Annotated in this window: 33 protein-coding genes; 28 read left to right on the top strand and 5 right to left on the bottom strand. The window is 35.5% G+C overall.

What is annotated here, in order from left to right; genetic code table 11:
• Nucleotides 1-176: 176 nt before the first annotated feature.
• The 15 genes from LJE11_RS03080 (at nucleotide 177) to LJE11_RS03010 (ending at nucleotide 12281) form a co-directional block, all read left to right on the top strand.
• Nucleotides 177-554, top strand: a complete 378-nt coding sequence (locus LJE11_RS03080; RefSeq protein WP_227295527.1) for a GHKL domain-containing protein — start codon at nucleotides 177-179, stop codon at nucleotides 552-554.
• Nucleotides 555-694: 140 nt separating this feature from the next.
• Nucleotides 695-1537 (top strand): zinc dependent phospholipase C family protein, encoded by an 843-nt coding sequence (locus LJE11_RS03075; RefSeq protein ID WP_226824568.1) that lies wholly within the window; start codon nucleotides 695-697, stop codon nucleotides 1535-1537.
• 153 nt (nucleotides 1538-1690) lie between these two features.
• Nucleotides 1691-2854, top strand: coding sequence for a radical SAM/SPASM domain-containing protein (locus LJE11_RS03070; RefSeq protein ID WP_054350812.1), 1164 nt, complete (start codon nucleotides 1691-1693; stop codon nucleotides 2852-2854).
• A complete protein-coding gene (locus LJE11_RS03065) occupies nucleotides 2844-4526 on the top strand; it encodes an ABC transporter ATP-binding protein (protein ID WP_117843954.1) in 1683 nt (560 codons plus the stop codon). The genes LJE11_RS03070 and LJE11_RS03065 overlap by 11 nt, the downstream gene beginning before the upstream one ends.
• A complete protein-coding gene (locus tag LJE11_RS03060) occupies nucleotides 4523-5524 on the top strand; it encodes a S8 family serine peptidase (RefSeq protein WP_118309291.1) in 1002 nt (333 codons plus the stop codon). The genes LJE11_RS03065 and LJE11_RS03060 overlap by 4 nt, the downstream gene beginning before the upstream one ends.
• 11 nt (nucleotides 5525-5535) lie before the next feature.
• Nucleotides 5536-6642: a radical SAM/SPASM domain-containing protein gene (locus LJE11_RS03055; protein WP_117843956.1), complete on the top strand. Its 1107-nt coding sequence runs from the start codon at nucleotides 5536-5538 to the stop codon at nucleotides 6640-6642.
• On the top strand, nucleotides 6632-7897 hold the full coding sequence (locus tag LJE11_RS03050; protein ID WP_225084405.1) for a radical SAM/SPASM domain-containing protein: 1266 nt from the start codon (nucleotides 6632-6634) through the stop codon (nucleotides 7895-7897). The genes LJE11_RS03055 and LJE11_RS03050 overlap by 11 nt, the downstream gene beginning before the upstream one ends.
• Before the next feature lie 84 nt (nucleotides 7898-7981).
• Entirely contained in the window at nucleotides 7982-8125 is a 144-nt protein-coding gene (locus LJE11_RS03045) for a hypothetical protein (protein ID WP_173684407.1), read from the top strand.
• Nucleotides 8126-8148: 23 nt separating this feature from the next.
• Nucleotides 8149-8289, top strand: a complete 141-nt coding sequence (locus LJE11_RS03040; RefSeq protein WP_165852526.1) for a hypothetical protein — start codon at nucleotides 8149-8151, stop codon at nucleotides 8287-8289.
• 17 nt (nucleotides 8290-8306) lie between these two features.
• The gene (locus LJE11_RS03035) at nucleotides 8307-8456 is read left to right on the top strand and encodes a hypothetical protein (protein ID WP_172538635.1); all 150 of its coding nucleotides are present in this window, start codon (nucleotides 8307-8309) and stop codon (nucleotides 8454-8456) included.
• Between the two features lie 103 nt (nucleotides 8457-8559).
• Nucleotides 8560-9258, top strand: coding sequence for an ABC transporter ATP-binding protein (locus LJE11_RS03030; protein WP_117843958.1), 699 nt, complete (start codon nucleotides 8560-8562; stop codon nucleotides 9256-9258).
• Complete coding sequence (locus LJE11_RS03025) at nucleotides 9239-11593, top strand: ABC transporter permease (RefSeq protein ID WP_118045835.1); 2355 nt, start codon at nucleotides 9239-9241, stop codon at nucleotides 11591-11593. Before LJE11_RS03030 ends, LJE11_RS03025 begins: the two co-directional genes overlap by 20 nt.
• A gap of 110 nt (nucleotides 11594-11703) precedes the next feature.
• Nucleotides 11704-11847, top strand: coding sequence for a hypothetical protein (locus LJE11_RS03020; protein WP_173684404.1), 144 nt, complete (start codon nucleotides 11704-11706; stop codon nucleotides 11845-11847).
• 38 nt (nucleotides 11848-11885) lie between these two features.
• Nucleotides 11886-12026, top strand: coding sequence for a hypothetical protein (locus tag LJE11_RS03015; RefSeq protein WP_173684408.1), 141 nt, complete (start codon nucleotides 11886-11888; stop codon nucleotides 12024-12026).
• A gap of 117 nt (nucleotides 12027-12143) precedes the next feature.
• On the top strand, nucleotides 12144-12281 hold the full coding sequence (locus tag LJE11_RS03010) for a hypothetical protein (RefSeq protein ID WP_173684409.1): 138 nt from the start codon (nucleotides 12144-12146) through the stop codon (nucleotides 12279-12281).
• A 52-nt stretch (nucleotides 12282-12333) separates the two neighbouring features.
• On the opposite strand, the gene LJE11_RS03005 is transcribed toward LJE11_RS03010, so the two are convergent.
• Nucleotides 12334-13005, bottom strand: coding sequence for a winged helix-turn-helix transcriptional regulator (locus tag LJE11_RS03005; RefSeq protein WP_054337529.1), 672 nt, complete (start codon nucleotides 13003-13005; stop codon nucleotides 12334-12336).
• 212 nt (nucleotides 13006-13217) lie between these two features.
• Here LJE11_RS03005 and LJE11_RS03000 point away from each other — a divergent pair, with 212 nt between their 5' ends.
• The 13 genes from LJE11_RS03000 (at nucleotide 13218) to LJE11_RS02940 (ending at nucleotide 22893) form a co-directional block, all read left to right on the top strand.
• Entirely contained in the window at nucleotides 13218-13574 is a 357-nt protein-coding gene (locus tag LJE11_RS03000) for a helix-turn-helix domain-containing protein (RefSeq protein WP_054337530.1), read from the top strand.
• A gap of 72 nt (nucleotides 13575-13646) precedes the next feature.
• Complete coding sequence (locus tag LJE11_RS02995; RefSeq protein WP_054337531.1) at nucleotides 13647-14060, top strand: hypothetical protein; 414 nt, start codon at nucleotides 13647-13649, stop codon at nucleotides 14058-14060.
• Nucleotides 14061-14280: 220 nt separating this feature from the next.
• Nucleotides 14281-15054: a response regulator gene (locus tag LJE11_RS02990; protein WP_227295525.1), complete on the top strand. Its 774-nt coding sequence runs from the start codon at nucleotides 14281-14283 to the stop codon at nucleotides 15052-15054.
• A gap of 134 nt (nucleotides 15055-15188) precedes the next feature.
• Entirely contained in the window at nucleotides 15189-16379 is a 1191-nt protein-coding gene (gene metK / locus LJE11_RS02985; RefSeq protein WP_227295523.1) for a methionine adenosyltransferase, read from the top strand.
• A 19-nt stretch (nucleotides 16380-16398) separates the two neighbouring features.
• Nucleotides 16399-17418 carry an alpha/beta fold hydrolase gene (locus LJE11_RS02980; protein ID WP_227295521.1) on the top strand — a complete coding sequence of 340 codons (1020 nt, stop codon included), beginning with the start codon at nucleotides 16399-16401 and terminating at the stop codon, nucleotides 17416-17418.
• A gap of 55 nt (nucleotides 17419-17473) precedes the next feature.
• Nucleotides 17474-17875, top strand: a complete 402-nt coding sequence (locus LJE11_RS02975; RefSeq protein ID WP_025579072.1) for a winged helix-turn-helix domain-containing protein — start codon at nucleotides 17474-17476, stop codon at nucleotides 17873-17875.
• 222 nt (nucleotides 17876-18097) lie between these two features.
• Entirely contained in the window at nucleotides 18098-18754 is a 657-nt protein-coding gene (locus LJE11_RS02970) for a recombinase family protein (protein ID WP_005340281.1), read from the top strand.
• Nucleotides 18755-18802: 48 nt separating this feature from the next.
• Nucleotides 18803-19024 carry a DUF5348 domain-containing protein gene (locus tag LJE11_RS02965; RefSeq protein ID WP_015526823.1) on the top strand — a complete coding sequence of 74 codons (222 nt, stop codon included), beginning with the start codon at nucleotides 18803-18805 and terminating at the stop codon, nucleotides 19022-19024.
• A gap of 17 nt (nucleotides 19025-19041) precedes the next feature.
• A complete protein-coding gene (locus tag LJE11_RS02960) occupies nucleotides 19042-19335 on the top strand; it encodes a hypothetical protein (RefSeq protein WP_015526824.1) in 294 nt (97 codons plus the stop codon).
• Nucleotides 19325-20020: a hypothetical protein gene (locus LJE11_RS02955; protein ID WP_015526825.1), complete on the top strand. Its 696-nt coding sequence runs from the start codon at nucleotides 19325-19327 to the stop codon at nucleotides 20018-20020. The genes LJE11_RS02960 and LJE11_RS02955 overlap by 11 nt, the downstream gene beginning before the upstream one ends.
• A gap of 244 nt (nucleotides 20021-20264) precedes the next feature.
• Nucleotides 20265-21035, top strand: coding sequence for a DUF6577 family protein (locus LJE11_RS02950; RefSeq protein ID WP_117457421.1), 771 nt, complete (start codon nucleotides 20265-20267; stop codon nucleotides 21033-21035).
• Between the two features lie 66 nt (nucleotides 21036-21101).
• Entirely contained in the window at nucleotides 21102-22259 is a 1158-nt protein-coding gene (locus LJE11_RS02945; RefSeq protein ID WP_147417360.1) for a nucleotidyl transferase AbiEii/AbiGii toxin family protein, read from the top strand.
• 1 nt (nucleotide 22260) lies between these two features.
• Nucleotides 22261-22893 carry a metallophosphoesterase gene (locus LJE11_RS02940; RefSeq protein ID WP_015526826.1) on the top strand — a complete coding sequence of 211 codons (633 nt, stop codon included), beginning with the start codon at nucleotides 22261-22263 and terminating at the stop codon, nucleotides 22891-22893.
• Between the two features lie 50 nt (nucleotides 22894-22943).
• Here the strand turns inward: LJE11_RS02940 and LJE11_RS02935 are convergent, their stop codons facing one another.
• The 4 genes from LJE11_RS02935 to LJE11_RS02920 all read right to left on the bottom strand — a co-directional run bounded on the left by LJE11_RS02935 (nucleotide 22944) and on the right by LJE11_RS02920 (nucleotide 26559).
• Entirely contained in the window at nucleotides 22944-23669 is a 726-nt protein-coding gene (locus LJE11_RS02935; RefSeq protein WP_015526827.1) for a YkgJ family cysteine cluster protein, read from the bottom strand.
• 40 nt (nucleotides 23670-23709) lie between these two features.
• A complete protein-coding gene (locus tag LJE11_RS02930; RefSeq protein ID WP_015526828.1) occupies nucleotides 23710-24456 on the bottom strand; it encodes an LPD11 domain-containing protein in 747 nt (248 codons plus the stop codon).
• A 196-nt stretch (nucleotides 24457-24652) separates the two neighbouring features.
• Nucleotides 24653-26011 (bottom strand): ATP-binding protein, encoded by a 1359-nt coding sequence (locus LJE11_RS02925; RefSeq protein WP_015526829.1) that lies wholly within the window; start codon nucleotides 26009-26011, stop codon nucleotides 24653-24655.
• 86 nt (nucleotides 26012-26097) lie between these two features.
• Complete coding sequence (locus LJE11_RS02920; protein ID WP_004223769.1) at nucleotides 26098-26559, bottom strand: NADAR family protein; 462 nt, start codon at nucleotides 26557-26559, stop codon at nucleotides 26098-26100.
• Between the last annotated feature and the right edge of the window lie 44 nt (nucleotides 26560-26603).

Genomic DNA, 26603 nt, shown 5'->3' with positions numbered 1-26603 from the left:
TATTCAATAAAACACAATGTTTCTGTTTTAAAACTAAAAAGTTGTAAAGTGGTGTTAATGGTATTGAACGTAAATTAAATAAGTATCAAAGTTACTATAAATCAGGGAATACTTTTATTGATAATTTGCTTCATACGAAACGATTGGAGGCTATCGAAAAGGGAATTGAATTTAAGGTGTTTGCCGATTTTACAGAGTTTCGACAGATAAGAAATGAGGATTTATGTGTCATAATTTCGAATACAATAGATAACGCATTAAGAGAATGCCGGTTAATGAAAGAAGAAAATCCTATGGTAGAGTGTTTAGTACAGTTAAAGGCTAAAAAAGTAAAGGGGTTCTTGTCAATTTTATGTGAAAATAGCCTAAGAGATTCACAAGTACGTTATCTGCGAGAAAATGCAACACTGGAAACATCAAAGGAAGATAAGAAAAATCATGGGTTTGGTGTCAAAAATATTAAAAGTGTGGTGAAAGATTATGGAGGAGAAGTATCATTTAGTGTTTTAGATGATATGTTTTCTGTTTCTGTGATTATTCCGATAGAAATATAGTGTGACAAGATGGTGCTTATGGAAAATAAGTGCCATTTTTATTGGTCCAGGCAGGGCATAAAAAATGCAAACTAAACAAATTATATGTTTTTTCTTGAAGCAGGATGTAAAATAAAGAAAAAAGAAGAGGAGGCATGGGTATGCGAAAAAAAATGAAACTATTTATTGCCATGGTATCAGTGGGGGCTTTATTGGGAACGATGCCAGTTATGGCAGCGGAACAACCAGAACTTCCAACGAAAGTGCAGGATATTGCGAATGGTTCTGATGAACTTTACGGGGAAGGAGTTCCGATTGAGCATGGCACAAATCCAGATGAAAGATTTTCGTCTGGTGGGGTAGATCATACACATCAGTATATTGTTGCAAACGCACTTAAAATTCTGAGCAATGATAAAGGAAATAGTGCATTCAATGGTGAGCTGAACTCATCTATTCTTATGGAGGCAACCGACTGGCCGGATAAACTTGGAAATGAAACAGATGCAGGAACTTTTGCAGGACACTTTTATGATCCTGATACTGGAAAAAACTGGCTTGGTCAAAAATCTCCGACAGCTAGGACAAGAGCAGAGTCATATTTTCAGGCAGCAGTAAATGCGTATCGTGCAGGAGATGTACAATTGGCTATGTCAAACTTAGGAAAAGGCACCCATTATGTATCAGACTTAAATGAACCGCATCATGCATCGAACTTGACAGCAGTAAACAGCAATCATTCCGCTTTTGAAAAATATGTTGATAAAAACCGTAAATCTTACACAATAGCAGGAAATTCGTTTGGCTCATCCGTATATACAACCGCATTAAATACATCAACAGGAGATTTGATGTATTCCGCAGCAAAACATGCGAAAGGGCTTGCGGCGGATGCTCAAAAGGAAAGTTCCTATGATAGTGCAGGCAGACAATCTGTGCAGCATGCTATACAGACGGTAACTCAATATATGTATAAATTTGGAAAAGAAGTTGGAATCTATTAATAAGAGTTTTTCAGGTCTTGGTATTAAGAATATCGAGGCCTGTTTTTTATGCCATTTAGACACTAAAATACGCAAAATAATCAAAATATATGGCGAGATAGGAGAATTTGATTAAAATTGTTTTTAGTATATTCAAGAAAGGAGTAGACAGATATGTATAATTTCACATTATATATGACAACAGATTGTAATTTTAAATGTCAGTATTGTTATGAAGACTACCATAACCATTATCAGTTGAATGAAAAAACACTTGTGGACTCTTTGGAGTTTATGATGAATTATGGGGATAGAGGGAAAGTCTTGATTGATTTTTTGGGCGGTGAGCCTTTGCTGAAGAAAGATTTAATTTACAAGGCAGTAGCCTATATCAAAGATAATTATCCGGAAAGGGAAGTAAAGTATTATATTACTACCAACTGTTCCATGATGGATGATCGGTTCATTGCATTTATGAAAGAAAATCATTTTACAGTACGCCTTAGTTTTGATGGGAATAAGGAAACCCATGATTTGAACAGAGTTGCGAAAGATGGAGTTTCTTGCTATGAAAAAATTTTTGAGAATATCATGAAGGTAAAGGATAGTGGATTGAATTTTTCTGTAAGAATGACGGTCACAGAAAATACCATTCCGTATATGTTCGAAAATATCTGTTACCTGCATGAGCATGGATTGGATAACATCTGTATGATTATGGATGTATATTTAAAAATATGTGATGAGCTGAAGGCAGAATTTGAAAAGCAGGTGGGACAAATTTTGCGGTACTATTTGGCTGAGGCAGCAGCGGGCAGAGTTTTTACTATAGATCAATTTGATGGAAAAATGTTTAATATGTTGTGTGATTTTGGGAACTGCTTTGGCATGTGCGATGCCGGAATTGGAAATTTCAAGATCTTTCCGAATGGTCAGATATATCCATGTGGATTTCTTACAAGTAATGAAAAATATTGTATAGGTAATATCAAGGAAGGCGTTGATATAAGAAAGGCAAAATTAATAGCAATGTCGAACTTTGATAAAACCGATCCGAAGTGCAAGGGATGCACAATCCGAGATTTTTGTCATGGTATGAAATGCGGATATATGAATTTTATCAATACAGGGAAGATTAATGTACCATCGGATGCAGAGTGTATTTTTGAACATATCTTTTATAAGGCAATGGTGCAGATTCTTGAATATTATTTACAGCAGCCGATTGAAATAGTTAGAGAAAAATTAGGAGTGTATATAGACTATATCCAGGAGGAAGATTTAAAATTCAGTGAGTTCGGAGAGAAGATTGCCAAGAGGTTAAGCGATGAAAAGTAAAGAAAGCCGTCCATATCTTGGATTTTTAAAAGAGTATGCTTTTAAGAAAAAGTTACTACCTTCCTATATTTTAACAATAGCAACGATTGTGTTAACGGCGGGAGTTTCTTTGGTGCGTCCGGAGCTGCAGGGAAAAGTGATAGATGATTTGGGGAATCCACATAGTACCAGTTTATCTGCGTTTATGCTCCTTCTGGTGGTGTTCCTGGGCATGTTACTGCTGAACTACCTTATGAATTATGTACAGCGTTATATCGTGGCTGTTATTTCGGAAGAGATAGCAGCAGATATGCGACAAAAGGTAGAAGATAAATTATCAACAGTAAGCGTGAATTTTTTTGAGAAGATAAAGCTAAGTGACATTTTGCTGAAAGTAGATAAAGATGTTTCAGCAGTGAAACAATGTGGAATCACAAGTATTATCACATTGGTTTCCAATATTGTTATCCTGGTGGTTGTTCCTCCATATATGTTTTCTATCCATAAGGGGATTGCCGTATCCAATATTATCTTACTTGTCAGTGTTCCTTTTATTAGTAGAATCCTGGGGAAATTGATACAGGAAACCAGTGGTCAAGTTTTGGAAGGATATAACAGCATAACCAATGTTCTGACAAACACCTATGATAATTGGTTTATTACAAGACTCTTTCAATGTGGGCAATATGTGCATGATATGTACTTTGAGAAAAATCAGAAATACAAAAAAGAGACGAATCGCCAGAATTTGTTGTACATATTGAATACATCTACGATACTCGTGATTCAGTTTATAGGAACAGTCATAATTTGGGTAGTCGGTGCACAAGAAGTATTTAAAGGAAATATGACCATAGGTACCATTATGGCCTTGATGAATTACCAGACAATTATTATGAATCCTATTATTGGAATCGCACAGTTTGCTAACGAGTATCATACAGCCGTAGTTTCCTTAAAGGATATCAATGGTTTGCTTCAGTATCCGGATCAGAAACAAGGAGATGGAGAGAAAGTAACAACAGTTAACAACATTTCCTTAGAAGAGATGAGCTTTTCTTATACAGAGTCGAATAAGAAGGTATTTGACCGGCTCAATTTGAAGTTCGAAAAAGGCACTCTTTACGGAGTTCATGGAAAAAGTGGACAAGGCAAAAGCACTCTGTTCAAAATTATAACAGGTGTGTATCAACCGACAGAAGGAAAAGTAGTTGTGAATAACACAGATTTGCAGGAATTAGATATTAACAGCTATTGGGAAAATACAGGATATGTTATGCAGCGTACACAGTTCTTCAATGATACGGTAAGACGGAATATGGGATTACTACATATTGTTTCGGAAGAAGAAATGGATACAGTGGCAAAGTGCTTGGATTTGTATGATGAAATCCATACTTTAGAAATGGTATGGGATACCGAGATAAAGATAGATCCATGCAATTTCTCAGAAGGACAAATGCGGCGTTTAGATATTATGAGGAATATTTTGAAAAATTCACAAATTCTGATTTTTGATGAAGCGACAGCAAATATTGATGAAAAACGAAGAGGGCGTTTTTATCAATTATTGCATGCGTTATCAAGGGAGAAAATTATTATTTTTTCTACGCACAATCTGGAAGAATTGCGAGAAGCAGATATTATTGTGGATTTGGAGAAGCTACATATAAGGCAGGTGAGTGAAAAGTGAGGATAGGTGTGTTGGATTCCAATGGATCTTTTGATAATCCTTTTTTTCAGGATAAGAAAATTGTAAAAATAGACTGCAAGTGGAAAGGTCAGGAATACAGTAAAGATGCCTTTGGATTTACCCATGCGGAATATGTCTGTTCTTTTATTTTAAAGGAAAACCCAGAAGCTGAAATTGTTCTGGTACCCATTGTGAGGAAGAACAAAAAGAGTACGGTTCTGGATATGATAGAAGGTATTGAATTACTGATAGAGGAACAGGTAGACATAATTAATATGAGTATGGGAGATGAGTACAAATATCACAAAGAAATAGAGGAGGTATGTAGAGCAGCTACAGAAAAGGGGATTTTGATTGTGGCAGCATACTCTAATCAGCAAGTAGAAGCAACCTATCCGGCTTCCTTCCCTTTTGTAATGGGAATAAGATGCCTGGACATAGAGAATCCTTTACAGGTTTTCCAATATGATGGGATAGGAAAGGATGTGATTTTTTCCTCTAAATTTTTTTCTCTTTATCATTTAGGCATTCCTAAGTTTTATCAGGGCAATAGCTTTGGGTGTGCTGTAATAACAGGGTATTTAAGCAATTATGAGGATGAATATGAACAGGCAATTTTACAGTTTACTCTCAACACTTTGAATCACTATTATCCATATCAAACATTGAAGCAGAAACAGTGTTATTTTCTAACGAACCGTATAGAAGAACCTTTAGAGCAGCGTTTCATACGGGAAGTAACGAGAACAGAGAGATGTGATACTTTTGAAAGTGGAATGGAAAAATTGAGAAATATAAAAACAGCAGAACAGTATCCGGTGCTATTTATTGATCACAACAATTATCAGGAAATATGTGAGTATAAAGAGAGAATCAGGGTATATGCCATGGAAAATCCGAAGACAGAAATTATTTTGCGATATCCCTTATTTAATATGGTGGAAAGATTGGATTTCCAGAAGAAAACAAATAGAAATTTGAACCAATTTACAGTTTAGGAGGCAGGAAAATGTATACATTGTCATTAGAGATCATAAATAAGTGCAATTTGAATTGTACTTACTGCTATCTGGGCGAGAAGAAAAATACATACATGAGTTTAGAAACGGCTCAAAAGGCAATCGATATTGCTGTGCATGAAGCAAATAAACAGCATGATCGGACACTTATGGTTTACTTTATTGGAGGGGAACCCCTTATGGCATTTAATCTGATGAAAGATGTGGTAGATTATGCGAAGAAAAAATGCCAGGAAACAAACTTAATATGCAAGTTCAGTACTACGATAAATGGAACGTTAGTTACAGATGAAGTAATTGATTTTTTTGTGGAAAATACATTTGAGGTGAAGGTGAGTTTAGATGGTCCTGAGTATGTTCAGAATTTGAACAGGAGAGATTATGCAGGAACCGGAAGCTTTGAAAAAATTATGAAGAACCTTCCGTTATTGAGAAAATATGAGCAGGAAACAGGAAATCAGATTTCGGTAGCCAGTGTTGTGACAAGTAATAACTATCAATATTATGCAGAAAGTTTCCAGTTTTTGCTTGATTTAGGAATTAAAAAATTAGAGTCGGGAATTGATTATTATTGCTCCTGGAGTGATGAGCAGATACAGGGATTACGAGAACAGATAGAGAAGGTATTTGGTTTATATAAAGCACATATACAAAAAAATCAAGAAGTAATCTTTTGGAATCTTTGGGAACAATATCTGAAATCTTTCCTGATTCCATGTCCATTTTACGCATGTAAGGCAGGTTTGACAACTTGCTATGTAACAACGGATGGTGGGATTTATACTTGTGCGGAACTTCCAGAATTTAAAATCGGTTCTGTAGAAGCCGGGTTGGATGTTCCGAGGATTCGAGAGATTATTTACCTAGAGGATCAAGAGGATACAATGTGTAAAAAATGTCAATACATTAGACATTGTAAAACAAGAGGCTGTCAGGTGGCAAATTATGAAATTCACCAAAATGTATATCAACCTATAAAAGTGAATTGTGAAGTGACGAAGTGGATGTACCATCTGATTCAAACAAACTTAACTGAAAAACAGCTTGAAAAGCTGAAACAAGAATATGAAAGGAGATATTTACGTCATGGAAAGTAAGATGAATGAGTTTATTAAGATAACTGAGGGAGAAAAAGTGGCTTTAATTGATCCGGTAGGAAAAGTCTGCCTGGGGGTAAGTAAAAGATTTGCAGACAATTTAGATAAACCAGAGTTTCAGGAAAAGTTATTCCCTGTATGGGAGCAGCAAACTGAATTTGTAAAAGAAATAGAGAAGAATCATGAGAAAATCAATACGGTATATTTGATGGTAACCAGGAAATGTAATATGAATTGTGATTTTTGTGCGATCAGTGCAAACGACAAGCTTCGTCCAGAAAAAGAATTTAAGCTGGAGGATATACAGAATAAGGTGATTCCGTTCTTTCAGAAAAATAAACCACATAAAATGATTCTTACAGGTGGAGAGCCACTGATTAAAGATCAAATTGTGGAAATTGCAAAAGCATTAAGAAATGGTTTGACTTGCCCAATTACACTACAGAGCAATGGTCTTGCGATTACCGAGGAATTAACAGAACAACTCAAAGGATATATAGATGAAATTGATTTCAGTACCATGCACATGTTCGGAACACCTGAAAAGGAGCAGCAGCTAATTAAGCATATAGAGATGTGTCAGCAAGCCGGAATAAAGGTAGTCCTTACTTTCATTTATGAGAAAACCAATGAGATGGATTTGTATCGATTGATTGATATAGCTGCGAAATATGACATAGATGTTCTTTTTAATATAGTTTCATCCGTGGGTAGGGCGAAAGAAAACTCTGAAATTTTAACAGATATGGAGCATCTTGATATGAACCTGAAGATAGTAAAATATATATTGAACCAGGGATACGAGGATAAAAAAATTGGGGGAGCTTTTTATCAAAGAGTTCAGGTAAGAAATTCTTGTGGGGGCTATGGAAAAGTTATGGCAATTTTCCCGGAAGGCGATATTTACATGTGCCAGTGTATGGAGCAGAACCAGGTTCGAATGGGAAATATACTGTCCGATGAGCCACAGAAAATTTTACAGGAATTAGAAAATTTATTGAAAAAAGATGAAATTAAGAGGTTGTTCTGTGCTGAATATAAAGAAATATGTAAAGAATGTGATTATCGCTATATATGCGGTGGGCATTGTCTAGCATCAGAAGAACCTTATGATTATCGGTGTATTTTCTTAAAAGCAGTATTAAATTATGTGCTGTTTTACTATGATTCTAAAGCAAATAGAAGGAAAAATTTAGAAATTTATATTGAGTATATGGAGGAGGTAAAGAGAAGATGGGAGGAAGAACCCAACTAGGAAGAAAAAAGAGCAATTTAGACAAGAAATATAGATAAAAGGTATGTGAAAGCGTATAAATATAGGCATAAGGAGGTGAGTTCTATGGAAGAATTCAATACAGAAAGAAAATCCTCAGAACTTAACAAAGAGGAAGTAAATGTTTATACGGATGACTGCGGTGTGACAAGGTATAATTGTGTAACAGATTGTTTTTGGGTATTAGCTTTAGTTACAGCAGCGGAGTAAATTCGGAAAGGAGACAGTAGACTATGAACGAATTAAAAGAAAAAGAAGCTCAGGAATTATCAAAAGAAGAAATCAATGTTTATGCAGCAGGCTGTGGAGAAATTCAGAATCATTGTAAAAATGACTGCTTTGGTGGCGGATCTTTTCTGAATCCGGATTATTAAAGAGGAGGATCAGTGTCATGGAAGAAAAGAGAATAGAAGTAACTGAAAACGAAGAGTTATTAAAGGAAGAAGTTGATATTTATGAATTGCCAGACTGCGATATCGTTCGTAAGAAATGTGAAAATGATTGCATCGGTGGCGGAGCGTTTTTAAATACAACTAAGTAATACATACAAAAACATGGAAGGCTATTCGAGAAAATAAAATCGAGTAGCCTTTCATTGATATATAGATACGAATTAAAGAATGAATTGAAAGGAGAAATAAATTATGAAAGTATTGGAAGCAAGAAATATAAAAAAATATTATGGAAAGGAGCCTAATATAACAAAGGCATTAGATGGAGTAGATTTTAGTGTTGAAAAGGGAGAATTTGTAGCTATTGTTGGTACATCCGGAAGTGGTAAATCTACCTTATTGAATATGTTGGGAGGATTGGATATACCTACCTCTGGGGAAATTAAAATCCAAGGAAAAAAATTGTCAGACTTAAATGATGAGCAGCTTACAATCTTTCGAAGAAGGAATATAGGCTTTATTTTTCAAAACTATAACTTACTCCCCATGTTAAATGTTTATGAGAATATAGTTTTGCCAATTGAATTAGATGGGCAGGAAGTTGATCAGGTATTTTTGAACGAAATTATTAATATGCTCGGTTTAAAGGAGAAACTGAAAAGTATGCCGAATATGTTATCTGGTGGACAACAGCAGCGTGTTGCCATTGCAAGAGCCTTGATTACGAAGCCGGCAATTATACTTGCAGATGAACCTACAGGAAATCTTGACAGCAAGACGAGCCAGGATGTACTGGAATTGATTCAAAGCACGAGTAGAAAATTTGAGCAAAGTGTTGTGATGATTACTCATAACGAGCACATTGCAGATTTAGCAGAACGAATAGTGAGGATTGAAGACGGAAAATTTTTGAAAATTGGAGTTGGTGAAGATGAGAAAACAAGGGGATAAAAAAGCAATAAAAAATATTGTACAGAGGAATCTTCGGTCTGAAAAGCGAAGAAATATTATGTTAGTGATTTCTATAGCTCTAGCATCATTTTTGATATGCTTTTCAGGACTAATTGCGACTTCACTGCTGGAAGTACAAAAAAAACAGATTCAGGATACATACGAAGCAGTATACATGAATGTTTCAGAAGAAAAACTGTTAAAGCTAAGAGAAGAAACGGGATTTGAAAGAGTAGGACAATACTACATTGTTGGGGATATACCGTCTGATAAAACATATACTGCTGCTTTTTTTTACATGGATCAGCCAATGCTCTATATGATGAGAAACCAGATGAGTTTATTTAGTGGAGAACTTCCAGAGGAAGAAGCTCAAATTGTCGTATGTAAAAAATGGTTGGATAAATATGATAAAGATAAAAAGGTAGGAGATAAGATTACATTAAACACGGAACAGCTATCAGGAAAATACACGATTTCAGGGATTCTTGATATGGCAACTAGTGGAGAAACATTTCCATTTTTAATATCTTGGGAAAAACTGAAAAATTATGAAGACTATAATGAAGACTCCAGCATGGTTTATGTGCATGTGAAGGAAAAAAATGCTGAAGAAATAAAGAAATATTGCAGCGAAATTGGTGAAATAAATAATCTACCTGTAGCATTTAATAATCGATATTTTCGGTACGTTAATCAAATGATTTCTGCAGATCAATTAGGTATCTTAGGAATATTAATTGGACTCGTTTTGATAGGAAGCTATACTGTTATAAAAAGCATTTTCCAAATTTCTATAATTAATAAAATACAAAATTACGGACAACTTAGGACGATAGGAATGACACAAAAGCAGATAAAAAAGATTGTAAAAAAGGAAGGAAGGTATTTAGGTGTTAGAGGAATACTGATAGGTATTACATTAGCAGTTCTTTGTTCAGCGATAATACTAGCAAAAGGGATTAATATTAGGAATTATATCGTATGTGCAATGATAACCGCAGCTATCTGTAGCATTATTGTCAGCATCTCTATAAATAAACCAGTTAAAATAGCAATGAAGGCCTCACCGATGGAATCTGTGAGGATGACAGCAATTAGTAATATAAAAATATCAGCACAAGAAAAAAATAGAAAGCTTACGCCAATATCTTTGGGAATAATGAATTTTAAGAGAGAACCCAAAAAAGTATGGAGCATTGTTATATCATTAAGCCTCGGAGGAATTATTCTGTTAACGGTATCTTCAGCTTTACTTTTACAGTCTCCGGTAAAGATGACACAACACTATTTTGGTGATGCTGATTATAAAATATATATAAAGTCAGATAAAGAACCTACGGAACTATTATATTCCGGGAATCCCCTTAATGATAATTTGAAAGAAGAAATTGGTAGTATTCCAGGCATAAATGAGATGCAAACATTAAGAAAATCAGCAACCTTTACCTTCGAATATAAGGGATATGGAGGAAGAGGAATGTGTGATATGATTACCACGCAAAATAAGAAAGAAATTGAAGATTCATTAGTTGCAGGGCGAATGCCTGAAAATTCCCATGAAATATTAGTAAAGACTGGTTACGAAGATTTTGGGGAAGAAGTAAAGGTAGGAATGCAATTTGAGATATCCTTTGGGAAAGAGAAAATCCCAGTAACAGTATCAGGAATTTTCCAATCAACTAAATTTGCATCTGCACTAGGAAGTGGGCGTGGGGGATTTAATGCTGCGATGATGTGTATGACGGAAGATGCTTTTAAAGAATTATTGCCTGGAATAAAAAATTTTGATTTCACATGGGGAATAAACATTGATCCAAAGGAACAGAGCAGTGTTGATGAAAATCTTCGAAATACGATTTCAAAAAACGAAGATATTGCAATCGAAAGCTTTAGCGAAAGAGTGAAGGGATATGAGAAAGACAATACAATATATTTCGTTTTGCAGGTAATTTCAATCCTAATTTTTCTTTTTGGTGTGATAAATTTGATTAACACAACATTGTCAAATCAATTATTTAGAAGACGTGAATATAGTGTTTTACGGTCTATAGGATTGACAGAAAAGCAGCTTTATAAAGTTATTATCGGTGAAGGTATGTGCTATTCTATCTTAAGCATTTGTATGACTTTGCTAATTGGAACTCCTATTGCAATGTTAATTTGTCGTCAAATGAGTATAAGCTGTTATGGGAAAGTGGTAGAATATTCATTTCCGTTTTTTTATATGGGTATATACGTATTGGTGCTTCTGTTAATACAGGTTATATTATCTATTTATCAAATAAGAGAACAGAAGAAAAAATCAATTATTGATCAACTAAGAATGGAATAGTTATCCAAATAGAAAGAAAAAAATGTAATCTGTACATAAAATATGGAGATGAAATTTTAAAATAGTATACTGATGTTATCAAAAATATTAATAGGAAGGAGGAAAGTCGGATGAAAGAGCGAAGAGATGAACAAGAGGCAAGAGAACTCCTTATGGCAGAAGTAAGCATTTATACGGATGATTGTGGAGAGATTCAGTTTCATTGTTTAAATGATTGCTTGGGCGGAGGTGCTTGGCTCAATATTGAATACTAATAATAACTGAATAAATTTATACAGAAAGGAAAAAAGACATGGAAAGTGAGAGAATAGTAAAAAATAATGAAATAGAGATAGAAGAAGTGAATGTATATACAGACGATTGTGGCACAACAAGAAAAGCGTGTGTAACAGATTGTATTGGTGGAAGTGCTCTTATAACCCCTATGGAGTAATATTGAGTAGGAGAAATTCTATATAGACGATTGTACATTAACTAAATGCCAATATTGTCAGCTACGTTTTAGATATGTGCATAATTAAAAGTACGGAATGAAACAAGGAGGATTTTTATGAACGATGTAAAATTAGAGAATGTTGAATTACAGGAAGAAGAAGTCAATATATACACTCCAGCCTGTGGAGAAACAAGATATAAGTGTATAGCAGATTGCCTTATGGGTAATTGTTTCATTACCTGTGATTACTAGATCATAAGATAAGAAAGGAGCAACGTTATTCGTAATAGATTACGTTGCTCCTTTAATAGGTACTCCACATATATCCAATTCCATATATTGTCTTAATATAATGATGATTTTCGGTATCAATTCTTTGCCGTATGCGGCAGATCATACTATTGAGAGAAGTTTCTTCTACATAATTCCCATTTCGATCCCATAGAGAATATAAAAGATGTTGTCTGGTTAAAACGGTGTTTGGATTTAAAGAAAGCAGTTTGAGTAGCTTAAATTCCAATGGAGTAAAAGAAGTAGCAGTACCTTCAATCACTGCGGTCAAGGAGTCAAAATTTAAAGTTATGTGGCTGTCTTCATACTTTGTGGTTGGATGATGGTTACTAAATAAGATATCCAATTTTTTCTGTAAAAGTGCTGGTGATGAGAGGGTCGAATATAAATGGTCATCGGCACCTGCTTCATAGAAATCCAAAATAATTTGTTCTGGAATATTGGTAGCGCATAAAAACAGAACAATAATATTTGGGAAGTGCTTTTTTGCAGTCTTACATATGATAAGACTATATTCATGTAACAGTGTGAAATCCAAGAGCAAAGCATTATAAGAGTTAAATGGTATGCTGCCGATTTGTTTTGGTACGGTGGAAATAAAATCGGTATGATAATTTTGCTTTAAGATATTCTCCAGATTTTTCCCCAAGACGGACGGGTTGCTAATCAATAATAGTTTTTTCATAAGCATTTCTCCTCCCCTATAAGCACTAGTATATTTAAAAGAAAAGAAATTGTAATATTGTTTGTATAGATTGACTTTTTTTCGGTATAGATGTGTGGAAATGATGATAGTAATACTACGATATACTATGATACATAGTAGTAATACTCTTAAACGAAGTAAAATACAGGCGTATTTAAGTGTAAAATGAGTGTATCGGGAGGTGTACGCTTGTGAATCGAATATCTGAATTAAGAAAAAAATTAGGCCTGACTCAGACGAGATTAGGGGAAGAAATAGGAGTCAGTCAGCAGACAATTAGTAAGTATGAAAAGGTAGACGAGAATATTTCTGGTGATATGTTGCTTGCATTATCCAAATTCTTTAAGGTCCCTGTTGATTATATATTGAGGAAAGATGAAGAGGAACAGCAGAGAGAGCAGGATAATAAAAGAGAAATTATGGAATTGTATAGGGATATGGATCAGTACAATAGAGATACTTGGATTATTATAGGAAAGCGTTTATTGGGCGGTCAGTTACACAAATACAATGAAGATAGTATCGTAGAAAAAAGGCTAAAGGAATAATTTAATAAGATTTCTGCAATAATTCGGATGTAAACTTAAAGTATAATGATAAATGATATGAGGAGATAGAGGATGGGAGAATTATTATACTTTAAGAATTGTGAGGAAAGAAAAAAAGCAGAGGAATTATTAAAGAAATGTTGGCCGGAAGTATCTTTTGTAGTTATGCGATTAGATATGCAAAATATATTAGAAGAAGAAAGAATTCATTTCGGAAAATGGGATATTGAATTTGACAAGAAAAGGATGATTTATAATGGTACAGAAATTGTAATTACTGATATGCAATGGGAGATTTTACAACTGTTGATGAGCGATTCAGAGTTGAGTTTTTCAATTAGAGAAATTGCATACGCCATGAATATTGAAGTGCATGAAGCTCAAATATATGTAGAAGAATTGTTAAAAACGATACAAGAACAAACGGGTTCTGCAATTGTGCAAAAGAAAGAGGAAAGATACTCATTTGTGGAAATAACAGATTAAGTGATGGAGAAAAGGCAGTGGACGACACTGCTTTTTTTATGGGGAGAATGATGTATGCTAAAAATATATAAGATTAAAATAGGCAAAGAAAAAATCAAAATATACAATAGATATACCAGACTTGCTTAAAGTGGTTTATGATGAAATTGGTATGGTGCCTTAGATACAAATAAAATAGAGGTAACTTCTCATTGCTATTATTTTTTAATGGAGATAAGAAATGAAAAAGATATTGTTAATAGAGGACGATAGTAATTACATTTGGCATATAAAAAACTTTCTACAGCGAAAAGGATATCATGTATTAGTTGCATTTACAGTATCACAAGGAAAAGAGCTTATAGAAAAGGAACAAATACTCATTATAGGCTCGGATTTGAAATTGTCAGATGGGAGTGGAATGGAGCTGCTAGAATACTTGCGGGAGAAAACATACAAAATTCCATTCCTTTTCTTTACATGCTATGACAAAAAATATTATGAGAAAGAAGCATTGGAAAAGGGAGCTAAGATATGCATGAATAAATTACAATTCGATTTAGTGAAGGAAACATTATTGGAATATGCTTATAAAGAATCCAATGGAGAGGGAGCTACTTTTCATAAGATACTTCTTGTAAAAAAGAATTCGGAAATCACGTCTATTATACAAACAGAGCTTCTTAAAAAGGGGATACATATGATTATGGTAGAAACTATATGGGAAGCAGAGAATAAACTATTAGAATGTCAAGATATTGAATTGATTCTGTGTGATTTGTTTTTACAAGATGGAATTGCTATGGATTTTTTTCATTCTATGAAAAAGCTTGCTGGAATATATCAAAACACGAAGGAGCCAATATTCAGAGAGTTGCCGTTTTTTATATTCACTGATAATAAAGATTTATCTTTAGAATATCAATATCGCCATGAGGGTGTAAGCGACTATATAACCAGTCCTGTTAATATTCCAGAATTAATCAGACGGATATGTTATTTCGTAGAAGAATAGAAAAGTTATTTGGTTTAAAGATAAAACCAACCGGACAGAAAAAAGTACAATGTAGACAAAAAATATAGTAATAATAGTAAAGATATTTTATGTTATTGACAAATATGAAATATTGATACAAAGGAGAATTTACTATGGAGAAAAGATTATTTACCTCAGAATCAGTAACAGAAGGGCATCCGGACAAAATTTGTGATGCCATATCAGACACCATATTGGATGCTCTCATGGAAAAGGATCCGATGAGCAGAGTGGCCTGTGAGACTGCAATTACAACGGGTATGGTATTAGTGATGGGAGAAATCACGACCAATGCGTATATAGATATGCAGCAGGTGGTAAGAGAAACGATTAAAGAAATTGGTTATGACAATGGAGATTATGGATTTGATGCACATACCTGTGCCGTCTTAACGGCAATTGATGAGCAGTCAGCAGATATTGCTTTGGGCGTGAATAAGGCATTGGAAGCAAAAGAACACAAAATGTCAGAAGAAGAGCTTGATGCAATTGGTGCTGGGGATCAGGGTATGATGTTTGGTTACGCATGTGACGAAACGAATGAATTTATGCCATATCCAATTTCACTGGCACACAAATTGACTCGGCAGCTTACTCAGGTTCGTAAAGCTGGTTTGTTGAATTATTTAAGACCGGACGGTAAGAGTCAGGTTACTGTAGAATATGACGAAGCAGGTATTCCGCACCGGCTGGATGCAGTGGTTCTGTCAACGCAGCATGATCCAGATGTGACACAGGAGCAGATCCATGATGATATAAAAAAATATGTATTGGAACCGATTATTCCAACAGAACTGGTAGATGAGAATACAAAATTTTTCATCAATCCAACAGGGCGTTTTGTCATCGGTGGTCCTCACGGAGATAGTGGTGTAACAGGACGCAAGATTATTGTAGATACATACGGTGGTATGGCACGGCATGGCGGCGGAGCTTTTTCTGGAAAAGACTGTACGAAAGTAGATCGTTCTGCATCTTATGCTGCTCGTTATGTTGCGAAGAATATTGTGGCCGCAGGTCTGGCAAAAAAATGTGAAATTCAGTTGTCTTACGCAATTGGGGTAGCGCATCCGACCTCTATTATGGTAGACACTTTTGGAACCGGAAAAATTTCAGATGAGAGTCTGGTAGAGATCATAAGAAGAGAATTCGATCTGCGACCAGCAGGAATCATTCAGATGTTGGATCTTCGCCGTCCAATTTATAAACAGACGGCAGCCTATGGACATTTTGGGAGAGACGATATTAACCTTCCATGGGAAAGATTAGATAGGGTAGAAGAACTGAAAAAATATTTGGAATAATTTACTTAGGGGGAAGCGTATGAGAAGATACAAAAAGAGAATCTCAAGAATTGTGGCGGTTGCGATGCTGTTTGTATTTCTGATAGGAAATTCTAATATGGTACATGCTATGGAAAAGACACAAGTTGGGTATGCGAGTAAATATATCACAGTGAAAGGTAATAATATGCATCTTGCTTTGTATGGAAAATTGGATGCAAGTGGAGAAACATTTGCAGATGAAGGAAAAACCACATTGGTGATGATGCCGGCTCTGGGAGTTCCATCACCGCATATCTACTTCAAACCTCTGGCACAATCTTTAGATGAGAGTTTTAACATAGTGATTGTAGAGCCGTTTGGATATGGGCTTAGTGATGTTGCAGCAACGGATCGAACTGTAGATAATATCAATAGTGAATTGAATGCTGCACTGGACACCATGGGAATTAAGCAGTGTGTATTGCTGGTACATTCGATTTCTGGAGTATATGGACTCAACTTTGTACAGAATTATCCCGAAAAAGTAAAAGGTTTCATTGCTGTTGATAATACGGTATATGATGAAGAACTGGCAGAGGCTATGGAAATGGAAAAGAAATATATGCTGCAGGGAATTGATGAATTTCAGAAAATCAAGAATTCTTTTTCTTCTTTGGAAGAATTCCAGATGGCACTGAAAACAGATCCAGATAAATATGGGGCAGCATTACCACAGGTTTCCGGGTACACTTATACGGAGAGTGATAGGGAGGAATACATTCAGGCATATTCTTTAAGCAGCAACGATACGATTAGAAATGAAGTGAACGGGATGGATCAATCATTACTCTCTATAAAGAATAAAAAATTCCCATCGGCACTTCCTGTATTAACCATGATTTCTTCAGAGAATGTACAAAATGTTCCGGCATGGGAGACTGCTCATAGAAATCAATTGGATTTAGAATCTGGTAATCACCAGTTATATATTGTAAATGGAGGACATTATATCTGGTATACCAATTTAACGCAGGTTGTCCAGCTTATCGATGAATGGAGAATAGAGAATCATTTTTAAAAGGAATCTGTGTGATGAGATTTCTAAATAAGAGAAAACAGAAGGGAAGTGTAGCTTGGGGAAAGTAACTATTTCAACTGTATTGGGATACAAAGAATATGTAGTGGAAAATATAAAAAACATCCGGGGAGAGGATGAAGAAAATTCCGATTTTAGGATTTATCCGGATTATCATAAGATTTATAGAGGACAGACGGAGATCGTCTTAACGAAAGCAGAGTATGAATTGTTTATGCTTTTGTCAGGGAGACCAGGTGTGATATTTACCAAAGAAAAAATTTTTGAGATTCTTTATAACGAGGAATTGCCGGAAAGCATTGATAATATTGTGTACTGTCTGGTATCCAGTATGAGAAAGAAAATTGAACCGGAGCTAAAGCAGTGCCGCTATATTAAAACAGTGAGAGGTGTAGGATATAAGTTTGAAGGAAAAAAGATGGACATCTTTCCAGAATAGTTGATCTGAAGACAGAGGAAATTTTTAAAAACCTCTGTCTTTTTTTGTTGCTTTTTTATGCCATCTTGCGTACAGAAGTAGTGAAAGTCACCTCCCAAAAAGTATGCTTTTTGATGGGAGATGTAATAGGCTATTTTTTTATTTCCAAAAAGTATATAAGAAAGTTTTGAGATATGCCAAAATATTTTAAGACTTTTTGGGAATGTATAAAGGGGGATACGTATGGCATATTATGGGTATCACAGAATCAGTACTAAGGAACAACACTTGGACCGAGGTATTATAGAAATAAAGAGGTTCTGTGAAAATCAGAAAATTAAACTGGAAAGTATTTTTACAGATAAGATAACCGGTAAAAATTTTGACAGACCACGTTATACCGTTCTTGTGGAAGATGTTTTACGGGTAGGGGATACCCTGATTATTACAGAGCTGGACAGACTTGGCAGGAACAAGCAGGAGATTTTAAAGCAGCTACGTTTTTTAGAAGAAAAAGGGGTTCGGGTAATGGTATTGGAACTTCCTACCACGTTGTTTGACCTGTCTCAGATGGAAAATAATCTGGCAAAGATGATGATAGAAACAATCAATAATATGATGATTGAACTCTATGCATCCATGGCACAGGCAGAGATGGAGAAAAAGGAGAAGCGACAAAAGGAAGGTATGGAGGCAAAAAGGCTTCGGGGTGAATGGGATGAAGTAGGAAGACCACGGGCTATAGAACAGGAAAAGTTTAACCAGGAATTTATGAGGGTGGTACAAAAGAAGGTAACACCGACACAACTGCAGCGGGAGTTGGGGTTAACTTCTTCTACCTATTATCGGTATCGGAAAAACTTTTATGAAATTTTTCCGGAATTTCTTCAATCTGTATAGAGATGAGGTAATTACTAAGTAAAAGAAAAATTTAAGGAGGCAGATATTATGAGTGAACACAGAGAAGGTACATTGTTTTATGATACTGAAACAGGGAGGTATGATATACGTTTTGATTTGGAATCTTTTTATGGAGGACTACATTGCGGGGAATGTTTTGATGTAAAGGTGAAAAATGTTTGGGTTCCGGTCCGAATTGAAATGGGAGATGACTGGTATCTGGTTGGACTGAACGTGTCGAGATTAGATGGATTGAGAGTACGTATGTAAATAGGAGGATAAGCCTGATGAGGGGAAGCACAATGAGAGAAAGTGTTACGGATGTTCGCATTATACTGGAATGCTTACAGGAAGCATATCAAATGGAAGGAGATATGGTACGATCCGGGAAAAATATTCATGCGACTATGATATATCCATTTGTCCGTATGCTGCAGGAAAAGTGTAGAGATTTAACAGAGGAACAGATACATAAGACACTTTGGAAAGAATATGAGATTTCAGGGGCAGACAGGATGTTTGTGGAGAGGGCTTCAAAGATTTTAGAGCCATACGAAGGAGAATCTGAAGATGAGAAATAGTACAATGGAATATAAAGTAAATCAAGCCTATGAAGAACTAAAGCGTTTAATACAGTGGAATCCGGATAGTGAAGAAAAATTTTTACAGAAAATGGTATGTTTATTGTTACCTGGACAAAGAAAATGTTGGTCAGAGGCTATCCGTGATTTGAGGCAATCTTTTGAAGCTGAGCAGGGGATGATATTTGTTGAAAAATACAGAGGAAAACTGGAATGGCTGAATAGCATATCTTTGGCAGAACTACAAAGAAAGATAGGAGAAATTTATTTTGTTGATCATTACAAGATGATAGCAGATCAATTCCTATATAAAAAGGATTTTGAAACTTCCTTATTTTTGAGAATTGCAATGGAAACAGGGATAAGAAGTGCAGATATTCCATGTATAGAATGGTCCTGTATGCATGGAAAAACTATTATTTTGGAAGAAACCAAAAGAGGAGATTTGTATAAAAAAGTTAATGGAACGTTTCCTAAGATTTCAACTCAGTCGTTACGGATTATGAAGTTATTGCACAGGAAGCAAGGGAAAATATTCACAAAATCAAACGAGTACTATGTTCGCAAAATTTCTTGTGCTTGGGGAATGCCTGGGTTTCGTATCCATAGTTTTCGGGATTATAGGAGAAAGATAGAAATGGGAATTACAGCAGGAGTACAAGTTCCAAGGATCATTCCATTATAAAGAATAGGCTGGATTGGAAAACGTTATAGGATGCTATATGAGCTGCTGTTGCAGTTCTAGTGAGTTTCAATAAAAATACGCAAATATAGTATTTGCGTATTTTTTATTGAAATTACAAATATATTTGCAAATAGATTGAATTATAAATAAAAACAATAAAATAAACGCAAATATAAACTTTGCGTTTATTTTATTGTTTTTATAGGTGCTATGTGATATACTACGAAAAGAAAGTAGGTGTAGTATGAATAGCAAAACAGCATTAGAAAAAAAATACGAGATAATCAAACAAAATCTTGGGAATCAAACTACCTTTTATACAGATGAAGTAATTCCCCTTTTCCCGGAGTTAAAAAAGTCTACTTTATATTGGAATCTTTCTAAATTAGTAGAGGCGGGTTACATTAAGAGAGTGCGAAACGGTGTATTTTCCTTCAATGATTTGAAAGGCAGACAGGGAATTATTTTATGTGAAACAGCCCAAAAATTGAAAAATTACATGGATGAGCTGGGATTTTATTATTATATATCCGGTTTGGATATTTTGGCAAAATATATGTTACACATACCAGAACAATATCCTGTCATTGCATTTATTGAAAAAGCAGCAAAAGAGGAAATATATAACAATTTATTAGCAGAAGGATTTGAGGTGATAGAACCACAATACACGAAAAAAATGTATGAAGATGCTATGTTTTCAGGTAGCCATAATATGCAGGTGATTTTATACACAACGGAGGATTTTCAGTACAGTAGTGAAGGTCTGGCAAGTATAGAGAAGGCTTTTGCAGATCTTTATTTTGCAATAACGAGAAACGGATATCCACTATCATTGCAAGAATTGGTAAGAATTTATCAGAATCTCAGCAGATTGGGAAATATAGATAAAAAGAAGCTGATAACAGTAGCATCAAGAAGGAATATACAATATGATATTCGCTTTATCGTTGAAAATCGGTTTATTACAGATTCGGCAATAGAGTTTGGAAAAATACTTAGAAGGGAAGAATAAAATTTGGATTACAAAAAGTTATTTCATAAAGAGGAAGCATTTCAGAGAGAAACCTTTCAGAAGAGAATGGAAGAATTTGGGTTTAAAAATATGGCGAGAATGGAACTGTTTTTATGGGATCTTGAATTATTCTTGCATATTCAGAAAATACTAGGAGATAAAATAATATTGAAAGGTGGTGCAGCCACGCAGTTTTATCTGCCAAGGGATGCTCAAAGAACAAGTGTAGACATTGATATGTTATTTTTTGGAACAGAAGAGGAAATAAAGAAAACATTGAGGAAAATCGAAGAATATTTGGGGACAGAAGACGAATTGTTTTACTTTCATAAACATAGCCCTAAGAATCCGAAAACAAATCTTCCATTACATACATATTACACGAAAGTTCCTTCTGTACTATCCAATGCAGAACGTAATATGGAGAGAGAGAGTATTCCCTATCAGGAATTAAAAATAGAATTTATTCTCCAGCCAGAAAAATGGGAATATGAAAGAAGAACGGGAGAAAACATATTTGCGGTAAACAGTTCATGGAACTATCAGATCCTTCCATTGAATTATTTATTTGCGGATAAGCTCACCACATTAGGTTGTAATACGATTGGCGTACAAAATGAAAGGCTGGATGAACAGGTGAAGCAGTTCTATGATATTATGATGTTGTCCAGAAACTGTATATCCGAGATGCAATGCTCTGTTGTGAAAGAAAAGTATTTAAAACGGGCAGAACAAGAATGGAATACAAGGAAGATTACACTGGGGAGCACGCTGGAGGGAAGAGATTATGAACCTAAATATATCGTAAAAGATGTTGAGAAACAGCTTTTGCGTTATCAACAAGCCGATAGCGGTGAAGATGCAGAATTGAAAAAGTTTATTAATGATTTTCATTCGTTATATTTAAACAGGAAAGTGCAGTATGATCCCAAAACGGTTGCCTGCGGAGCATCCCTGGTTCGCTTGATGTATGAACTGATGATTTCAGGCATGGGTTGGGATAAGGTAAAACAGGCATTAGAGATTGAAAAAAAATTAGGTATGGAGCATTTATCGGGACCAGAAAAAGGACAAAAAATTCGTAAACTCAGAAATCAGTTTATTCAGGAATTTGGTAAAGATTCGGTAATCCCGGCATCAACTTTGAAAGGGAAAGATTTAAAAAGAGTGTTCTGGGCAGTTGTAAATATTGATAATTTAAACAAGATTGAGGGAATGATATAAAATGAGATATTATATTGCAGATTTACATTTCTTTCATGAAAATTTGAATACAAAAATGGATAAACGTGGATTTGCAAATGTAAATGCAATGAATGATTATATGCTGAAACAGTGGAATAGTAAAGTGCGTAATAGGGATGAAGTTGTTATCTTAGGGGATTTATCATGGGGGAAATCTGAAGAAACAAACCAGTTGCTTCAGAAATTGAACGGACGTCTATATCTGATACAGGGAAACCATGACCACTATGTCAAGGATCCAAACTTCGACAGTTCACGCTTTGAGTGGATTAAAATGTATGAGGAACTTAGCGATAATAAGAGAAAAGTGATACTTTGTCATTATCCTATTATGTGTTATAACGGACAGTATAAATTGAATGCAGAAGGAAACCCAAAAACCTATATGTTGTATGGACATGTACACGATACGCAGGATCAGAGATTGCTGGAAAGATTTCAAGGAATCACATCTGAAACAACATTTCTGAATACACAGGGGGAAACACAGCATATTCCATGTAATATGATTAACTGTTTTTGTATGTATTCAAATTATCAGCCGCTTACTTTGGATGAATGGATTGCGTGTGATAAGAACAGGAAACAAAAGAGCTGCCAGAATGTAAAGTGATATGAAAAAGAGCCGTCCAAAACTGGTCGGCTCAAAGTATTTATAGTTGTTTATGATTTCTTAGGAATGTCAACAGTTCCTAGTGTTTCAATTAAGGATAGGATTGCATCTGAATTTTGCTGAAATTGCGTTTGAAAATCTTCTGTAATATCATAGTTCAGATACAGAGTTATCAAAGTAGCATTCCATATTGAAATCATGGTCTTTTCTGATATGTGTTCTTCCAGAAATTGTAGATGTTTGCAGAGTGTTGCCTGTGTTCTTGTCCATGTAAAGAAATAGTCATCTTTTAGTGGAATGTTAAAACTACGAAACCATTCCCGGACGGTATGTGTTTCGATTCCGTCTCCGCACTCAGGATTATTAAAGATATATCCAACAGACAGTTCTTCTGGATTTTTCGGAAAACTATCATCCGCAGAAAGGGTAAGATACCGACCAATCGGAAACATGGCACAGACAGTCGGTTTTACATCATGAACCAAACATTTCTGATCCTTTAATAAAGGGCAGCGTTTGACACTTCCTTGTGGTCTCAGGCGGACTATCGGGAAACGGGAGTTACATCCAATATAAGTTTCACAATATTGTTCCAAGGCTTCCGCTGGTGTAATTTGAAATTTTTTTGCTATGTTAAACAGATCTTTCGGGGATAAGAGAATATCCTCCCGGTGAATGCAGCACTTTCCGCATTGGGTACAGTGAAATGTAAATGTATCATCGAGACCGATTTCTTCATATCCTAATTGTTCTTTTAGTTCTTTTATTGAATTCATAATCATTCTCCTTAAAAAAAATATTTTTATGGCGGTTCTATTATTTTGTGTCTGAACACATTGCTTTTTCGTATTCTAGGATTTGTTTCCATGTCAACCATTCTGGTTTCCCATCATCCGGAAATTCATTCCAGAGTTTTTTCATGGCGGCAATTTGTTTGCTTTCATTGTGATAGTACAGATGTCCAGTACAACGGTTTCCGTAATTCAAGTAATACTCACAGTCGCTTTGTAAACGACTAAGCATCATGTACTGAAATTCATAAGGATTTTTCGGTTTATCTGTTAAAATTCTAAATGGTTTCCGGATAGGCATATCCGGTTCTCCATCAAATTCATTTCCGACTGCAGAGTGCAGATGAGGAATTTCAAAGTCACCAAGTTCTACATCTTTCCACAACTTCCCATATTGATCCTGGTATACCGGGCGAGCCCATTCGTCTGTACCAATATAATGAAGAAGACGAGAGGGTTCTTCTGGAATAGAAATCAGTTCATCCGGGGACATAATCACTTCATCCAAAGCAAGATCATCCAGTTTTTTTGGCATATTGTAAAGAGAAGAAAAGCGTTCCTCTAGTTTCCGAATGTCTGCTTCAGACTCAGGAAAATCAAAGCAACAGTGAATATCAGGAGTCAGATTGTCGGTTTCTTTATCTTCGCCGGTATGAATTTCCAAAATAACACCATCCAATCCTGCATAATCGCTGGCATCGGTTGTCCGCACACGTTGTCCAGGTTTGAAGATGACATCTCCCCATTGTAATTCAGTTGTTGTATTGTTCATGTAATTCTTCCTTTCTTGATGGGAATTGGCATTGACAAAAGAGGGAATAGAATAAATCCATACCCCTTTTCCGTAACATCACATCTATGCCAATTCTCATAAATTCATAAATTTTCACTAATTCAGTGCTGTGTTTTTCGTGATCCTTCTAAATAAAAAGAGACCACTCGCAAGTAGTCTCTTCGTAAACATAAATTTAATTAAACTTGTATTGTTCCAATAAATAAATAGGCAGTGTTTCTGTTTTTCCGTCTATTCCTCCTTTGGTTGCCCCTTTTAAATAAAGAAGCTTATCTGCTTTTCCCTGAGCCAGAGCTTTCTGGGCAGTGGAAGCAGTCCCTTTTCCGGCTTTTACTTCTATTAAATATCGGGTGGAAGAAGATAGGCTTTGTGCCAAAAAATCAATTTCTCCGCCTCGGTAAGTAGCAAAAGCTGGGGTTTCAAAGGAAATTTCCGGTGGAAAATCCTGGCGTTTCTTCAGGTTGATATAGACATAATTTTCATTTAATGTGCCTGCAAGTACACGGGAATCGGTACCGGTACGTGTCAGATAATAATTTGCCAGCCCCATATCCATGAAGTAGCAGCGGCTTGCAGACTTAAAATCCAGAATGTCCATTTCTGTTATTTTTGCACAGAATCCAATGATTCCAGAAAAGTACAGCCAGCTAATGGCACGGTTGCAGGTAGCCTTTGAAATATTGCTGGAGTAGTCTTTGGTTACCAGTTTTTGCAATTCTTCACTGATGCTGTCTTCTGAAAATCCTTTCTTTTCACGATTTAAAATACGGCAGATGGAAAAGAAAATATGGGTAAACACTTTGGTATACAAAATATCCGTAAAATAGCGAATGGATTCATTGGTAAAGGTATCAATGATTTTTACGAGTTCGCCTTGAGCTTTTACGATGTTCCGGTTTTCCAGATAGTTTTCGACCACTTTGGGATAGCCACCAATCTGGCAGTACAGCTCATAGGTTTCCTTTAAGCGATTATAGACTTCTGCTTCAGAGGAAACAAGAGATATTTTTTTGTAATCGCCATACAGATTCTGATCATAGGCCATCAAAAACTCCTCAAAAGAAAGCGTATAGATGGTGAGTTTGGTGACATCGCCGCTGGAATAACGGAATTCTGGATCATAAATCCGTCCAAGGTAGCTTCCTGTGATGATGAAATGGGCTTTAAAGTGACGTGTAAACTCCCGGATACGGTTATAAATTTCGGAAGACTCCTGGATTTCGTCAATAATGATGACGGTATCTTCAGAATCAATAAAGTCCGGTTCATATAACTGGAAGGCATCGTGGAGAGGATGCTCCCGCCGTTTTGTTCCAGGTGTCCAGTCGGTTGCCTGTTTATAACATTCCATAAACTGTTTGCCGCTTAATTCAAACAGGTTAATATAAATTTTGTGTTTGTAGTTTTCGTCAGCGAATTTCTGTATCAGGTAGGTTTTTCCAACCTGACGGGCTCCACCGACTTCCAGGGTACTATGACCTCCTTCATTTTTCCAATCCAGAAGACGGTCATAGACAAAACGCTTCAGATACATAAGCACAAATCCTTTCTTTAAAATCTATCTTTCATTATAGCAAAATATTTGCAGTTCATACAGTGCAAAATTGGATAAATTATGTTTTAACATTCAAATTGAAGCTTTGCACGTATATCCATAAGAATTTTGCCCAGATGATTTTCGCCATGACCATTTACAGAACCCCAAAAGTAATCTCCCCAGTTGTTTCCTTCAACAAGGTGACAATTCCCAGTAGCAAGTAATGCTTTACATAGGGTAGGATTCTGCATGAATTTGCACATACAAATTTCATACATGTACATAAGCTTTACACTTTCCCAGTCTGAACGGAGCTGCACTTCTCTTCCCAGTTTTTTTGCATCTTTTGGATTCCTTAATTTGGTAAATTGAAGCTGTTCTTTAGGGGAAATGGTCTTTTGTGCCTGGAAAGCAGCCTCATTATTTGCATACCAGTAGCCCCGGTAATATATCCGGGAAGGATAGAAGTTACTAAGAAAAGCGTATGCTCCATGAAAGTGGTCAATTGTTTGCTGGTAATGATTCGAATAGGTATTAATATACATGTAATCCCTTCTTTCTTATACAAAAAAGGAACCGCTTATGGTAA

The sequence above is a fragment of the Blautia sp. DFI.1.216 genome (assembly GCF_020594215.1).
In the GTDB taxonomy this organism is placed as follows: Bacteria; Bacillota; Clostridia; order Lachnospirales; family Lachnospiraceae; genus Blautia_A; species Blautia_A wexlerae.
This window is presented reverse-complemented; position numbering and strand designations above follow the sequence as displayed.